The following is a 16,099-nucleotide window of genomic DNA, read 5'->3' as shown; positions in this document are numbered from 1 at the left end:
AACATCAAAACAACCCTTATACCGATGAAAGCAGTTATACTAGCAGGTGGTTTCGGAACTAGAATCAGTGAAGAAAGCGGCGTGCGCCCTAAACCCATGGTGGAGATAGGTGGGAAACCAATCCTGTGGCACATCATGAAGATATATTCCCATCACAACATTAATGAGTTTATCATTTGCTGTGGCTACAAAGGGCATATGATCAAAGAGTATTTTGCCAACTACTGCCTCTACAATTCAGATGTAACTTTTGACATGCGAACGAACAGCATGGAAGTACACCAGAATAAAACAGAGTCGTGGAAAGTAACGCTGGTGGATACCGGGGAGGGAACCATGACCGGCGGGCGCCTGAAGCGGGTTAAAGACTATATCGGGGACGAGACATTCTGCCTGACCTATGGCGACGGCGTAAGTGATGTGGATATTTCCGAATCAATCAAGTTTCACCAGGAGCAAGGCACGCTGGCCACACTAACTGCGGTGCAGCAGCCAGGCCGTTTTGGAGCTTTTAACCTGTCATCGGGTGTAGATAAGATCAACCAGTTTAAAGAAAAGCCTACAGGGGGCGATATGCCCTGGATAAACGGGGGATTTTTTGTGCTAGAGCCTGGCGTGCTCGATTACCTGGATGGTGATAGCACGGTGCTGGAACGTGAGCCACTGGAGAAATTAGCAGAAGAAGGAGAGCTTTCGGCTTACAAACATACCGGATTCTGGCAACCCATGGATACTTTGCGGGACAAACACGTTTTGGAAGATCTCTGGGAAAATGGGGAGGCTCCCTGGAATGTATGGCGTAAAATGTTATCCAAAGCTGTCAATTAAAACCCTATCTCAACCTTTTACTCTTACCCTTAATCATTTCTGATATGCGAATATTAATAACCGGAAATATGGGTTATGTAGGCCCTGGCGTAGTGAGCCAGTTGCGCAAGACATACCCTAAAGCAACTCTTATCGGCTACGACATGGCCTATTTTGCCTCTTGTTTAACCAACGCCCTGGTTTTGCCTGAGAGCAAACTAGACCAGCAACTCTTCGGTGATGTGCGAAACATGCCTGCGGGAATAATGGAGGGTGTGGATGCTGTGGTGCATCTGGCTGCTATCTCCAACGACCCCATGGGAACGCGATACGAGGATATAACACTGGATGTAAACTATAGATCGAGTGTGCAGGTGGCCAAATTGGCAAAAGAGGCCGGTGTGAAGAACTTCGTTTTTGCATCGAGCTGCAGCATGTATGGCGCAGCCGAGGATAGCGCCAAGACAGAGGACTCCTCGTTGAACCCATTAACCGCGTATGCGCGCTCTAAGGTGGCAACCGAAAAAGAGCTGGCACCTTTGGCCGGCGATGGTTTCACGGTAACTTGTCTGCGCTTCGCTACGGCCTGTGGCATGAGTGAGCGCCTGCGTCTCGACCTTGTGCTGAATGACTTCGTGGCGGGAGCAGTAGCCACCGGTAAGATCAACATCCTAAGCGATGGAACACCCTGGAGGCCATTGATCCATGTGAAGGACATGGCACGGGCCATTGATTGGGCAGTAACCAGGCAACCATCAAATGGTGGGGAGTTTCTTGCAGTAAACACCGGGGCAAACGATTGGAACTACCAGGTAAATGAGCTTGCAGAGGCTGTAGCCGCTGTAATTCCGGGTACAGTGGTGTCGGTGAACAAAAACGCCGCACCCGATAAACGTTCTTATCGGGTAAACTTTGACCTTTACAAAAAACTAGCGCCAGATCATTTGCCGCAGTATTCTTTGAAGCAAGCGATACAGGAGCTGCGCGATGGCTTGGTTCAAATGGAGTTTAAGGATGGTGATTTCCGTAACTCATTGCTGATGCGCCTTATGGTATTAACCAGCCTGCAGGAAGCCGGGAAAATGAACGAGCAACTGGAGTGGACACTTTCGTCTGCTAAAAAAGAAAAATCAGAACTTCAAACGGCTTAAAGCAGATGACATTTACCGAAACTAAATTGAAGGGGGCTTTCATCATCGATGTAAAGCGACTGGAAGATGAGCGTGGTTTTTTTGGCCGCTCTTTTTGCCAGGAAGAGTTTGAGAAGCATGGCCTGAGTAACGACGTGAAACAGGCAAACGTTTCTTACAACAGAAAGAAAGGAACGCTGCGCGGCATGCACATGCAAATAAGCCCTTACGAAGAAAGTAAACTGGTGCGTTGCACCCGCGGTGCCATTTATGATGTGATCATAGACATGCGCGAAGACTCTGAAACCTACAAGCAGTGGATAGGGGTGGAGTTAACTGCCGATAACTACCGGATGTTGTTTGTGCCGGAGGGGTTTGCCCATGGCTTTATTACCTTAGCCGATAACAGCGACGTGACCTACCAGGTAACGCAGTTTTATACTCCTGGCTCAGAGCGAGGCATCCGATGGAACGACCCTGCCTTTAACATTGAATGGCCCATAGAACCCGTGGTAATATCTGAGAAAGATCAGCAGCACCCGGATTTTGAACATGTTTTGACCAAAGCATAACGAAAAGCTGCCTGTTAAGTAACAGGCAGCTTTTGTCTTCTTTCACCTTAAATTTTTACCCGTCATATGATATTAGTAGATAATGCACTTGCCAAACGCCATGCTGAAAATAACCCTGTTCGGGTAGCCATGGTAGGAGCAGGTTTTATGGGGCGTGGCATCGCGCTGCAGATATGCAAGTTTGTGCAAGGCATAGAATTAGTTGCCATCTCCAACCGCAAAACTGAAAAAGCTTTCCAAGCCTATACTGAAGCCGATGTGAATAGCGCTCAGGAAGTTAACAGCGTTGCTGAGTTGGAGGAGAATATCCGTTCCGGGAAGTATAGCGTTACAGATAATGCCCTGCTTTTATGTGAGGCAGAGGGCATTGATGCCATTATAGAGGTTACCGGAGCGGTAGAGTTTGGAACCAATGTCGCGTTGCGCGCCATCCAGAACGGCAAGCACATCATTATGATGAATGCTGAAGTGGATGGCACCGTAGGGCCGATCTTAAAAGTTTACGCCGACAAGGCAGGGGTTATCTTTACAAACGCCGATGGAGACCAACCCGGTGTGATCATGAACCTGTATCGTTTTGTAAAAGGATTGGGTGTGAAGCCAGTGCTTTGCGGTAACATTAAAGGTCTGCACGACCCATACCGGAACCCAACCACACAGGAAGGCTTTGCCAAAAAATGGGGACAGAATCCTTCGATGGTTACCTCTTTTGCGGATGGTAGCAAGATCTCGTTTGAGCAGGCAATTGTTGCCAACGGAACAGGAATGCGCGTGGCTAAACGCGGCATGCACGGGCCAACCGTTCCCAGCGGAACACCTTTAAAAGAGTGCTTGGATCAGTATCCGCTGGAGGACCTGGTAAACGGGCCAGGCATTGTAGACTACATTGTAGGGGCAGAGCCAGGGCCCGGAGTATTCGTGCTCGGCACGCACGATCACCCTATTCAGCAGCATTACCTGAACTTATATAAGTTAGGTGAAGGTCCGCTGTACCTGTTCTATACGCCTTATCACCTTTGCCATTTCGAGGTGCCAAACACAGTAGCGCGTGCCGTTCTGTTTGACGATGCGGCACTCACCCCCATTGGTAAACCCTATGTAGAGGTGGTGGCTACCGCAAAAACAGCCCTTAAGGCTGGTCAGGTGCTGGATGGGATTGGCCATTACATGACCTATGGCCTATGTGAAAATGCCGATACCGCAGATTCTGAGAACCTGTTGCCGATAGGAGTGGCAGAAGGCTGTGTGCTGAAGCACGATATTCCGCAGGACCAGGTGCTGACGTATGATGATGTTATTTTGCCTGAAGGGCGCCTGGTAGACCAGCTCCGCAGAGAACAGAAAGCTTATTTTTCTGCTGCAGAGGATGAAAGCCGGGAGAAGATTCTGTCACAACTGAGTACCGCTGCGTCCAATTAAGTTTTATTAAAATAAAGTATGAGGCCGCGCAGTGTACTACCATACAGTACGATGCGCGGCCTCTTTTCTATAGGATGCAACAGCTCTCGATAGTAGGGGTTATACCAGCTGCAGGTCTAGCAAATAGGCTGCAGCCTTTGCCGTGCAGCAAAGAGCTGATTCAGATCGGTTTCGAGGAAAATGCATCACGCCAAGGACCTTACCCCAAGGTTGTTTCGGCTTATTTGCTGGAGCACATGCAAAGAGCTGGCGCGGCGCAAGTGTACATGGTGCTCCGAAAAGGGAAATGGGATATACCAGCTTATTTTGGAGATGGAAGCCAGCTGGGTGTAAACCTGGCGTACTTGATCATGCGCCATCCGGGTGGTGTGCCTTTTTCGGTGGACCAGGCGTATGCACATGTACGAGAGAAGCGGGTACTGTTTGGATTCCCCGATATACTTTTCGACCCAGACAATGCCTTTGAGCTTATGCTGGAGAAACAAAGCCAATCTGGTGCAGACCTTGTGCTAGGTGCTTTTCAGGTAACCGATGCCAGCAAATGGGATATGGTTGAACTTGAACAGGATGGCCGTGTTATGGGTGTATTCCCAAAACCTGCGGGTGCAGGTTTAACCTATGCCTGGGCCATGGCCTGCTGGTCTCCCCGGTTCACTGAGTTTATGCATGCTTATCTGCAAACATGGCAACAAAAGGGTATCTCACCACAAACTGAACCCGAAATAAGTATGGGCCATGTGATCCAGGCGGCCATAGAAAACGGTTTGGTTAGCCAAAGCGTATGCTTTCCCGGAGCGGACTGCCTCGATATCGGAACCCCGGAGGACCTCCGGGAGGCCATACTTAAATTTACTTAAACCACCTTACCTGATAAACCCTTGCATGCGCATACTTTCTGTTCATAACCATTATAAAGAAGTTGGAGGAGAAGACACGGTTTTCTTTGCTGAGGCGGCCCTGTTAGAGCAGTATGGCCATACGGTGGAGCGCCTGACAATATCCAACACGGAGGTAAACAGCTTCACTGAAAAGCTTCAGGCTGCGATTGGGGTAGTGTATAACTATAAAAGTGCAGGGTTGGTGGAGGAAAAGATAAAAGCGTTTCGTCCGGATGTAGTGCACGTGCATAATTTTTTCCCGATGATATCGCCGGCGGTTTTTTACGTTTGCCATAACTATGGGGTGCCCGTTGTGATGACCCTGCATAATTACCGCCTGATTTGCCCGAGCGCCTTGCTGCATTATAAGGGAGAGGTACAACTCGAAAATGTCAGAAAGTTATTTCCTGTCCAGGCGATCCTGAAAAAGGTGTACCGCGATTCGGCCTTTCAGACAGCATCCGTGGTTTTAACTACCGGGCTGCATAAGCTCTTCGGCACATGGCGGAATAAAGTAACTAAATTCATCTTTCTGACACCCGGGGCCCAAGAACTGTTCGTAAACTCTTCTTTACACCCTAAACCCAGCCAGCTGGCCATAAAACCTAATTTTACAGAGGATATTGGAATAGGTGAGGCGGCAAGAGAAGACTATTTTCTGTACATAGGGCGCCTGACACCTGAAAAAGGTATTGAAACCTTGTTGAATGCGCATGGCCTTGGTAATTTCAAGCTTAAAATAATTGGTGTTGGCCCTCTGAAAGGAAAAGTACAACAATACGCAGCTACCAATAAGAAAGTCGAATACCTGGGCTTCAGGAACAGGGAGGAAGCGATGCAGGTCCTTAAAAAAGCAAGGGCACTTATCTTTCCGTCAGAATGGATGGAGACATTTGGCATGACCATAATAGAGGCCTTTGCTACGGGCACGCCTGTTATAGCTGCTAAAATTGGGGGGGCAGCCCATTTGGTTAAACACCAGGCGAATGGTTTACTCTATGCTCCTAATGAGGCACCTGATCTTGTGGAGCAGATTAAAGCGTTGCAACAGAACCTGGCTATGGCACAAAAGCTTGGCGTTAATGCCCGGAGTACTTATGAACAACTTTATACGCCTGCAGCTAACCACACCTTGCTCCTTCAAATTTATGAAGACGCCATCGGGCAAAAGAAAAATCCGGCTACTGCTGAGTTAACAGCGAAAGCCGGACTTTAAAAAATGACTGAAAAATACTAAGCTACCGCTGATTTTTTTGTTTGTTGCACTTTATGCGTAGCTACTTGCTGTAACTTCGCTAATACTTTGTCAACTTCAACGGTTAAATGTTCTAACTGCCCCTGCGAGACATTTCTAACTCTTCTGTTATTCTTACAGATCAGGTACTCGTAATCAAGGCCTATTTTAGTGGCTATGTCATAGAAAGGCTCGATCACGAATCCTTCATTAAAGATCTCTATCATCTTAGTGCCTGGTCTGCAGAAAAACATACTGATAAGACCTGCACCGGTAGCACCCATCACCACTTTTGCCCTCGAAAACAGGGCAATCTTTTCTTTGATAGTCAATTGACTGGATACGATAGTTTTAAAACCATAGGGTTGGAGCGCACTAAGAAGCTCGTCCTCGTTGAGAACATTTCGGATGTTAGAGTCGCTACGGCTCACATACAGGTAGGGGAACTCAGGCTCAGTAGCGGCATCGGTCTCACTTACAACCGGTAAAAAAGATTGCTGAATATACTCGCAAAGCCAGTTAGGCACCAACGTATGATTGCCGCGCGGTGCCGTAGATGCAATGATGCAATCTGCCGTGATATGCGCGTTCTGATCACCTCTAATGATCTTATGGGCCGGTATTCCTAACAGTTCCAGGGTCTCTACCTGAAAGTCGTACCGGAGGCTAGGCACCATGAACCAGTCTATTTTGTTATATAGGCCACTTTTTTGAAGCAGGTGTAAGCGGGGAAGCACATCAATGAACCAGTGTCCAATGTTGTTGATGCCGGCTCCACCGGTAAGAAGCGAGAAAACGGTACCCTCATACTTTTTAGGGGCCGTAAAAAACCGTTGCTCAAAAATATTATTTAGGTTTGGCTGCGTTACTTTGCCGCTTACCAGACTTAATGATATGTTCTCTATCACACGGTTATAGCAGGAAATAACCGCAACGCTGCTCTCATTGTCTGTGTAAATACGGCCATTCGGAACTTCCACCACCATGTAATCGGTGCAAACCTGGCGCTTTGGTTTCCAGTAATCTGAGCAGGCTCGGTACAGATCCTCTGAAATATTCAGTTTGGTTTCATAATGCGGATAAACCTGATGTACGGTAACTTCGCGTGGATTATAATTTTGCGGTTCTTGCGGGTTTATACTACAGACGCCCCCTGGTTTGAAACGCGTGTTGAAAGGGATAATACGACCCAGAATTTTTTTAGAGCGTTTGATTCCCTTGCGGTAAAAAGATCTTATATGCATGAGCGAAATGCTATTTCCTTTGTATCAGATAAAATAGTAATCCCAAAAGCTACTGTAATAGTTGCTTTTGTTCTAAATAATTTACGAAAAAGTTCTCATCTTTCTCAGAAGCTGGTGTTTTGCCTTGCACGCGCTGCGTAACCAGGGCAGCTGCAACTTCTACAGCTACATTGTTCCAGTGGGCATCATCGACAGGGTATAGTGACACGTGTTGTTTGTGATGCAACTGTTCAAAATTTGTTTGCATATCCACTACGTCTATGTCCCGTCTACGTAATTCTGCAATTAGTTTGGTTAAAAAATCCGGTTTCTTTTTAGAGGGTAACATCCGGTAATAAATGTTTTCCTTATTCGGGATCGGAAGAAACAGAAATTTTATGCCCCGCTCCTGCAATTCATGCTTATAACCCTCCAGTACATCAGCCACTTGCATAATTTCCTGCGCACTGAAGTCCCGGTTGGCTGTATCCCCTTCAATAAAAAACTCATTATTGTAATTAATATAAGATCGGTTACCCAGGGTGCGGTCTAAAGTGGCCAGTGTTTTATGGTATAGGCCGAGCTTTGAAATACGATCCGCAGACACGGCCAGCCAGGTCAGGATGCTGGATGAGTGTATGAGGTTGCCTGTGGCATTACGGATACGGGAGTTTAGGCCATTCTCACCAACAGCTGGTAATTCCGGTATTCTGCGCTCAATGCTCGAAACGATCACCAACTCAGGCGGATTTTCCTGGAAGCGATCTGTTGCCAGAAAGCGATTCATAGTAGCAGGTGCAAAAGAGTATACTTCCTTGTGCATCTGACGCTCCAGCACCTCGGCCAGGGTCTCTTCCTGCGATAGCTTTGCACCGGTAATGTTAGAGTCCCCGATCAGCAACACATCGCATTTGGTGTCGCGGTTGCGGTAGCCGTATTCATCTGTATACCATTCCACGGTTCTTTTCTCAGCGAAGGCTGTATGTGGGGCAAGCTCCCCTTCCTCCACCATTTTCATGTGCATGTTCGGATAAAACGGGCCCGGCATCACCCGCATCGAATTAACAGAGATTGTTTCCCAGATGCGAAAGGTGAAGAAGTCCATCGGCAGCACAAATACCTCGATCAGGGGCCATATCAAAAAAGGAAGTGCCAGCAGGGTGATTTTCCCTAAAAGTCTTTTAACACCTCTATCTATTTTTAACTTCATATGCTTAGAACTGGAAATAAATGAACTCCTGGTTACCAAACTGCCCGAACAAAAGCACAGCGATAATGGCAAGGTAGTAAATACTCCATCGCACAACGGCAGGCCGCTGCATGATCAACTGAGACACACTGCCATTTCGCTGTACCAAGTGCACAGTTTCCATCAGGATGATGGCGCATACCGACACCACAAACACTTTCGCCCCCTGGTCCATGAATAAGGCATGAGTAATGTTAAGGCCAAAGACCTGGCTAAGGTTCCCGAAGCGGCTAAAAGTATGGCCAATGATGTAAAGCGCATCCGGCAGGCTGTTTGCCCTGAAAAAGACCCATGAAAAGCAGACCAGGGAAAATACGGTGAGCACCTGCGCCCACTTATATAAAAGAGGATACCTGGTTAAACCCATCATGCGGGCAGCTGCGTTGCGTTGCTTTGCGGTAACGATAGCAAACACCAGGTAAAACCCATGCAGGGCACCCCAGATAACAAAGGTCCAGTTAGCGCCATGCCATAAGCCACTCACCAGAAAGGTAAGGAACAGGTTATAATACCAGCGCCACTTCACTACTCTGTTTCCGCCCAGCGGTATGTAAAGGTAGTCGCGGAACCAGGTGGAAAGGGAAATGTGCCAGCGGCCCCAAAACTCGGATATGGACTTGGAGAAGTAAGGACTCCTGAAGTTTTCCATTAACCGGAAGCCCATCACCTGCGAAGCGCCTATGGCAATGTCGGAATAGCCTGAAAAATCGCAGTAAATCTGGAAAGCGAAGAATACAGTGGCAATGACATAAGAAATGCCATCAAAATCCGTGGGGTTGTTGTAGACCTGGTTCACCATCAGGGCCAGGTTGTCTGCAATCACCAGTTTCTTGAAAAAGCCCCAGGCCATGCGGCGCAAACCAGCCACAACGCGGTAATAATTAAAGTCATGTGCCTGGTGTAACTGCCCCAGCAGGTTGCCGGCGCGTTCTATGGGTCCAGCCACCAGCTGCGGGAAAAAAGAAATAAACAAGGCGAAGATGCCTAAATGTCTTTCTGGCTTTATGCGCCCCTGGTAAACATCTATACTATAACTCATGGTCTGAAAAGTATAGAAGGAAATGCCCATGGGCAGCAGCAGCTGAAAGGCCGGCATGGCGTACGTTACATCCAGCGCAACAGCCAGTTCGTGAGCGCTTTCATTAAAAAAATTATAATACTTGAATAACAACAGGATGGACAGGTTGGCCAGTAAGCTGATATAAAGGAAGGGCTTTCTTTTTTGTTTCTCATCGTCGCTGTACCTGCCCATGGCCCGGCCGCACAGGTAATCTACTGCCGTGGAAGCAATCAGGATAATGGAGTAGGCCGGCTTCCAGGACATGTAGAAGTAATAACTAGCCAGCAAAAGAATGATCCATCTCCTGTTGTGGGGTGTTAAGAAGTAGAGCGTAACTACTACCGGGAAGAATATGAAGAATTCAGTAGAGTTAAATAACATAAAAGCGTGAATTAGGGTGTTTTAAAGTAGGGGCAATGTGGGGTCGGAAAAGGTTGAGGTGCTGATTAGCTGCCAATTATATTTGAGATGGTGTTGAATAAAAGTGTGTTTTTAAAGTGTTATATTAAAATTGGGCGAAAAGTTCGGGGTTTGCACATATATATATTCATAAATATAGAAACAGACATATAACTCGTTTATACGATAGAATTCAAGAAGAGATAGTTGAAATTAAAAGATTTTAATTGAATTATAGCCTGATTTCAAAAATATATTTGTTAGAACTTTAAATTTCCTATATCGTTAAATAGGGGGTTTACAATACTTAGATCCCTAACCCTTACACATGGCCGACTTTTATAAGCGCTGGCTACTTCGCCCTTTTGCTATCTTTTTTTTGCTTGCTTTACCGCTCGGTGCCAAGGCAGCACCTGATCTTGGCACGCGCTCTGATGTTTATTTGGCACTTTCAGCGCCCGTATTACAGGCTAAGCCCTCCTTAGTAGGTGCAATTACACTACAATGGAATGCAGTGTCTGCTGCCACTGGCTACGTGCTGGAAATGTCCAACTCAGGGGGGGCTAACTCGTTTGTACCTCTGAAAAATTTTGGAGCCTCTGAGCACAACTTCCGGCATACCGGCTTATACTACAACCAGAAAGTATACTATCGGATCAAAGCCATCAGTGCGGGTGCCGAGTCTGCTTATAGCCCAACGGTTAATGCAACAACACACGCGCAAAGTAAAGTATTTGGCATCATGCCCCTGGGCGACTCCAACACCGAAGGGGGAAGCAACGACCTGCCGCAAAATATAAAAGCCTCTTACCGGGCTAAGTTAGAGCAGCTTTTGAACGGCTCTGCCTCAAAAGGACATTACGATTTTATAGGCGGCGAGCAGTCTGGTAGCTCCTATGTGACAGACACAGACCACGCAGGGTTTGGGGCGGCGCGTAATGAAGATATTATCACCCTCCTTAAAAATGGCTCTTATGAGCGCTGGTACGATCAAAAGCACATGGGACTTAATTACACTGCTAATTACTTAGAGGTGTTTTCTCCAGACATCATTCTACTGCATATAGGGACAAATGATATAAGCAACGAAGGGTTTGATAATTCTCAGATCACGGCTGATGAACTGGATGGAATATTGGATGTGATCGATCAGTACGAAAGCAAGTCTGGTAGGGAAGTGACCGTGATTGTGGCAAAGATCCTTCAAACAGTTTGTACTCCTGAGTTTTGCTACAGAGGGGCTCAAAACAGCAAGAATGATATCATTGAGCGCTACAATGCGAAAATAGAAACCATTGCCAACCGACGCATCAGCAATGGGGATCGGTTATACCTGGTGGATATGGCAGATGCAGGGGTTGTTTACCAGTTTGAGGACCATGGCGGCGATATGGCGGACCCCATGCACCCGACTCTGGCAGGTTTTAATAAAGTAGCGCCGGTTTGGTTTGCTGTACTGGATAGATTGCTGAATGTAGAGCCACAGGTAGCGGACACGCAGGCTCCGGAAACAACGATAGGGACTAAGCCAAACGCGCAGTCAAACGAAAATTCAGCATCCTTTAGCTTTTCGAGTAACGAAGACCCGGTAACCTTTCAGGTCAGCCTGGATGGCGCAGCATTCGTATTCGCTTCCTCGCCCTATACCCTCACCGGTTTGGCAGAAGGGGAGCATACGTTTCAGGTTCGGGCCTTGGATAAAGCGGGCAACATTGACCCGACCCCGGCCTCTTATACCTGGGTGGTCGACACAAGGGCACCTGCAGTTCCGGTAGTGGTAGCCCCAGCGGAAAAAGCCTTGTTAAACACGGGAAAACCTGCCATAAGCGGTACAGCAGAGGCAAACAGTACGGTTACTGTCAGGGAAGGTAATACGCAACTAGGAGTTGCCACAGCTACCCCCAGTGGCAGCTGGAGCTTAATACCGGCAACGGCTTTGGCAGATGGAACGCATCAGATCACCGCGCTGTCCTCTGATGCTGCCGGGAATTCCAGCAGCCTAAGCGCAACCAGAAACTTCACTATTGACACCACAACCCCGGAAACCTCTATTACGTCCGGTCCTCCTGCCCTAACCAACAAAACAGATGCCTCTTTTAATCTGAGCAGTTCGGAACAAGAGGTTATCTTTCAGGCAAGTCTTGATGGTTCTGCCTATAAGAATATAGCAAACCCTTACTCTGTGAGCGGTTTGGCCGAAGGCAGCCATAAAATTGCAGTGCGTGCTGTTGATGCAGCCGGTAACACTGATCCTACGCCAGCTGTTTTTAGTTGGCTTATTGACACCAGCGCACCTGCCACCCCCGTAATTGAAGCTGTTTCAGAAGACAGGGGCCCCGTAGATAATGACGGCGTGACAGCAGATAATACGATCACGCTTTCGGGTAAAACGGAGCCGGGTGCAACTGTATCTGTTTTCAACGGCAGCGCCGAAATAGGGCAGGTTAAGGCAAACGCTGCCGGTGACTGGAGCCTGAACCACGGGAACATCGCATTAACGGAAGGTACTTACCAGTTTACTGCCCAGGCAACCGATGCTGCTGGCAACGTGAGTACAAAAAGCGCTGCGTTTAAGGTTTTGATAGATACCACAAAACCATTGGCCACAATTACAACCACTCTAAACAGCCCCGTAAGCAAGGCATTCACGATCAGCATTAGTTTTACGGAAGTAATTTATGGGTTGGTTCCTTCCGATTTTAACATCACAAATGGCAGTATCAGCGATTTCAAATCTACCGCACCCAAAGAATACACCGCCCTCGTGACACCAGTTACTGATGGCGAGGTAAAAATAGTACTGCCTGCCGGTAAAACAACTGACCTGGCTGGTAATCCAAATGAAACATCGAATGCTCTGGCGTTACGTTACGATGGCACAGGCCCGAACGTGGTATTGACATCAAGCGCGCCGGCCTATGTCAATGCATCATTCTCGGTTACATTTACTTTTAGCGAAGAGGTAACGGGTTTCACTCAGGCGGATATTTTTACAGACAACGGTTCGTTACGTGATTTTGCAAAACTAAATGCCACTACTTACACTGCCACTGTCAACCCGACTTCGGACGGAGAGGTAAGCCTACAGGTGAAAGCAGATGCGGCGACCGATGAAGCGAACAATGGCAACTTAGCCTCTGAAATCCTCAGGCGCACATATGATGCAAGCCCGCCCGAGGTTATACTGAATACTACAGCAGCAAACCCTACGAATTCATCGTTTCGGGTTTCAATAGAGTTTAGCGAGCCCATTACTGGGCTTGAGAGTTCCGATATCACTGTGGTGAACGGTGCAGCCTCTCAGCTTACAAAAGCAACAACAAGAACTTATACCATTCTGGTTACGCCTACAGCCTCGGGTGAGGTAGAAGTAAGCATTGCCGCTGATGTAGTGAATGATCAGGCTGCAAACGGCAACAAGGCCTCGAACACAATCAGCCTGCTGTATGATGCAGGGCGCCCGGCGGTTACGCTGAGCTCGGAGGTTGGCTCATCTACAAATCTCTCATTTAAAGTTACGGTGCAATTAAGCGAGGAGGTAACCGATCTGGATTTGTCTGATTTCCTGTTGGTGAACGCAACTGCTAAAGCGCTTGAGAGAATTGCCCCAACGGAGTATACTTTATTGATCAAACCTATGAAGGATGGTCTTGTGCGGGTAAGCATGCCAGCTGATAAAATACACGATGCCGCCAACAATGGGAACACAGCATCTAATGCCCTGGAAACAAACTATGACGTGACCGCTCCGACCGGGTACACAGTTAAATTCAAAGCCGCAGAGATCAATTATGAAAATCAGGAGAAAGCATCCGTCCAGGTTAGCGGGGCAGAAGCAGGGGCAACCTATACTTACACAATTTCCAGTGACAAGGGCGGAGACCAGGTGACAGGTACGGGCGTGGTGACGGCTTCCTTGTTTAACCTGACTGACCTGAACTTATCCGGCCTAACCGACGGCACGCTTACCGTTACACTTTATTTGGAAGACAAGGCGGGTAACAAAGGCCAGACAGTAAGCGACCAGGTAAAGAAGCAAACCCGCAATGTGATAGCAGTGGAAGCATTGTCGCCTTTAAAAGTTGCATTTAAAACAACTTTTGAAAAGCTAGATCTTCCTGAAAAAGTGCAAGTTGAATATTCAAATGGAGAGCAGGAAGAATTGCGGGTAGCATGGCAGGCAGGGAAGTATGACGGCAGCAGACCCGGCATGTATACCCTTTCAGGCACTTTGATACTACCTGCAAACGCAACCAACTCAAGCAGCAAGCTGGCCACCATTTCCGTGGAAGTCGCACCAAACCAGGTGCCAACTGCCCTTCGGTTAAGCTCTGCCACCTTTAAGCCTGATAACAAACCAGATGAAGTTATAGGTAATTTTAGTACGGAAGACCCGGACGATACCGAATTTACTTACCAGTTGGTAGATGGAGAAGGCAGTACCGATAACAACTTGTTTGAAGTGATGCAAAACGCTCTTTATCTCAGGACAAACCAGGGGCTTTCGGGTCAGGCTAACTTTAAGATTCGCGTGCGCAGCACAGATCCGTATCAAAATTCCATTGAGGCCGTGTTCACGCTACAGAAATCGCTGTACCAGGGGTTTCAGAAAATAGAATTGGTAAATGCCTTCTCTCCGGATGGGGATGGGATAAACGATACCTGGATGATCCCTGAGTTGAGGTATTTTAATGATGTGGAGATCGAGGTATTCGACAGATCGGGTGTCCGCCTTTACCACTCCACTGATCCGGAAGAAGGATGGAACGGAAAGGGCAAAAATGGAAGGATTACACAAGGCTCCTACTTTTATATCATTCAGGTGAAAGAGATAAACCTGGTGCAAAAAGGGGTAGTTACTGTGCTTAAGTAGTTGATGATGAAAAAATTTATATTTGCTTTTATTATGATATTACCTGCTGTCGTCGCCCAGGCGCAGGGTTTAAAGCACGTGGCTGGTTTTACACAGTACACCCAATATTATAATCCGGCTTTTACGGGTCTAGAGGGCTCGATGCTCAAAACGTATTACCGCAACCAATGGACAGGGTTTGAGGATGCTCCCAAAACGATTTTTGTATCCGCTGAGCTTGACATGCAGCTACTTGGCCAGAAAAAAAGAGGTTTCCGGGTTGGGAACAAGGACGGGAAAGAATACGCGCAGACCATCAATGCGAAGCACGCCTTTGGCCTTTCGGTTTTGCATGACAAGTTTGGCCCGGCACGCGAGAACCAGGCACAGTTAAGCTATGGGTCTGGAATTCAGTTATCTGCAACCACTCAGTTACGCTGGGGAACGGCTATTACGTACAACTCCTTTAGCATTGACGGGAACAGTTTAACCGTAGATCAGGAAAACGATCCGAAGTTTAACCAGGCGCTTGGGCAAATGAATGCTATCCGAAAGGTCGACCTGAACCTGGGTTTAGGTATAGCCTCAAATAACTTTTACCTTGGTTACGCGATGCATGACATTACAGAAGGCAGGTTGATCAATGCCGGCGATGATTTTCTGAAAGATATTTTCGCCAGACGCCACATGCTGCAGGCCGCGTACCGTGCAGGTATAACAGACCAGCTTGGTTTTACACTTGGCAGCATTTACAAATACGATAAACAGAATAAAGGTACTTTGGAAGGACAGGTAAAAGCCGTTTATGCCAATTTCCTTTGGGTAGGGTATGGGTATCGCAACGACTTGGCCTACACCCTTAATGCGGGCATTAAACTGAACCAGCTTTCCATCGCGTATACGTATGAAACACCTGTAAAAGAAGCTCGCTATATCCAGAAAGCTACAAATGAACTATCGGTTTCCTATAATTTAACCCCTCTCAAAGGCGCCAGGAAAATGAAGCAGGTAGCGCTTTGGTAACCAATTAGTTCGTTCCTGAATCATCCTGAACTGCATATCTCAATTTGGACGATTGTGCGGAACCATTAAGTTCAAACGTCGTAATATAAAGAGAATCTAATAAATAGAAATCAGAATATTATTCCAGCTTTTAACCAAAGAAACGTAGCACGCTCACGCTGCTGGTTTACTGGTATGGGTATTCTAAGCAGCAATAGTGAAGAATGCAATTGCCTTTAATTGTATTTTCTTGGTCTGGTGCTTCTGTTTTGAC

11 protein-coding genes are annotated in these 16,099 nt (G+C 47.3%); 8 read left to right on the top strand and 3 right to left on the bottom strand.

The annotated features are described in order from the left end of the window. Positions 1-24: 24 nt before the first annotated feature. The 6 genes from rfbF to AC4BAN_RS01110 all read left to right on the top strand — a co-directional run bounded on the left by rfbF (position 25) and on the right by AC4BAN_RS01110 (position 6,022). Positions 25-828, top strand: coding sequence for a glucose-1-phosphate cytidylyltransferase (gene rfbF / locus AC4BAN_RS01135; RefSeq protein WP_490562520.1), 804 nt, complete (start codon positions 25-27; stop codon positions 826-828). Positions 829-872: 44 nt separating this feature from the next. Continuing rightward, entirely contained in the window at positions 873-1,958 is a 1,086-nt protein-coding gene (locus AC4BAN_RS01130) for an NAD-dependent epimerase/dehydratase family protein (protein ID WP_490562519.1), read from the top strand. A gap of 5 nt (positions 1,959-1,963) precedes the next feature. After that, complete coding sequence (gene rfbC, locus AC4BAN_RS01125) at positions 1,964-2,509, top strand: dTDP-4-dehydrorhamnose 3,5-epimerase (RefSeq protein WP_490562518.1); 546 nt, start codon at positions 1,964-1,966, stop codon at positions 2,507-2,509. Between the two features lie 66 nt (positions 2,510-2,575). Then, the gene (locus AC4BAN_RS01120; RefSeq protein ID WP_490562517.1) at positions 2,576-3,928 is read left to right on the top strand and encodes an NAD(P)H-dependent oxidoreductase; all 1,353 of its coding nucleotides are present in this window, start codon (positions 2,576-2,578) and stop codon (positions 3,926-3,928) included. A 74-nt stretch (positions 3,929-4,002) separates the two neighbouring features. Next, positions 4,003-4,785 (top strand): nucleotidyltransferase family protein, encoded by a 783-nt coding sequence (locus tag AC4BAN_RS01115; protein WP_490562516.1) that lies wholly within the window; start codon positions 4,003-4,005, stop codon positions 4,783-4,785. Between the two features lie 25 nt (positions 4,786-4,810). Next, positions 4,811-6,022 (top strand): glycosyltransferase family 4 protein, encoded by a 1,212-nt coding sequence (locus tag AC4BAN_RS01110; RefSeq protein ID WP_490562515.1) that lies wholly within the window; start codon positions 4,811-4,813, stop codon positions 6,020-6,022. 17 nt (positions 6,023-6,039) lie between these two features. Here AC4BAN_RS01110 and AC4BAN_RS01105 read toward each other — a convergent pair whose 3' ends face one another. From AC4BAN_RS01105 to AC4BAN_RS01095, 3 genes are read right to left on the bottom strand one after another with little or no spacing between them, the layout of a single operon-like run. Further along, complete coding sequence (locus tag AC4BAN_RS01105) at positions 6,040-7,284, bottom strand: glycosyltransferase family 61 protein (protein ID WP_490562514.1); 1,245 nt, start codon at positions 7,282-7,284, stop codon at positions 6,040-6,042. 49 nt (positions 7,285-7,333) lie between these two features. After that, on the bottom strand, positions 7,334-8,473 hold the full coding sequence (locus tag AC4BAN_RS01100) for an alginate O-acetyltransferase AlgX-related protein (protein WP_490562513.1): 1,140 nt from the start codon (positions 8,471-8,473) through the stop codon (positions 7,334-7,336). 4 nt (positions 8,474-8,477) lie between these two features. Next, positions 8,478-9,953 carry an MBOAT family O-acyltransferase gene (locus AC4BAN_RS01095; RefSeq protein WP_490562512.1) on the bottom strand — a complete coding sequence of 492 codons (1,476 nt, stop codon included), beginning with the start codon at positions 9,951-9,953 and terminating at the stop codon, positions 8,478-8,480. Between the two features lie 346 nt (positions 9,954-10,299). Between AC4BAN_RS01095 and AC4BAN_RS01090 the strand changes: the two genes are divergently transcribed. Together AC4BAN_RS01090 and AC4BAN_RS01085 are read left to right on the top strand one after the other, a co-directional pair. Then, the gene (locus tag AC4BAN_RS01090; protein WP_490562511.1) at positions 10,300-14,844 is read left to right on the top strand and encodes an Ig-like domain-containing protein; all 4,545 of its coding nucleotides are present in this window, start codon (positions 10,300-10,302) and stop codon (positions 14,842-14,844) included. 3 nt (positions 14,845-14,847) lie between these two features. Further along, positions 14,848-15,846, top strand: a complete 999-nt coding sequence (locus AC4BAN_RS01085) for a PorP/SprF family type IX secretion system membrane protein (protein ID WP_490562510.1) — start codon at positions 14,848-14,850, stop codon at positions 15,844-15,846. Positions 15,847-16,099: the final 253 nt, after the last annotated feature.

Source organism: Pontibacter sp. GD13, from assembly GCF_058216355.1.
This window is presented reverse-complemented; position numbering and strand designations above follow the sequence as displayed.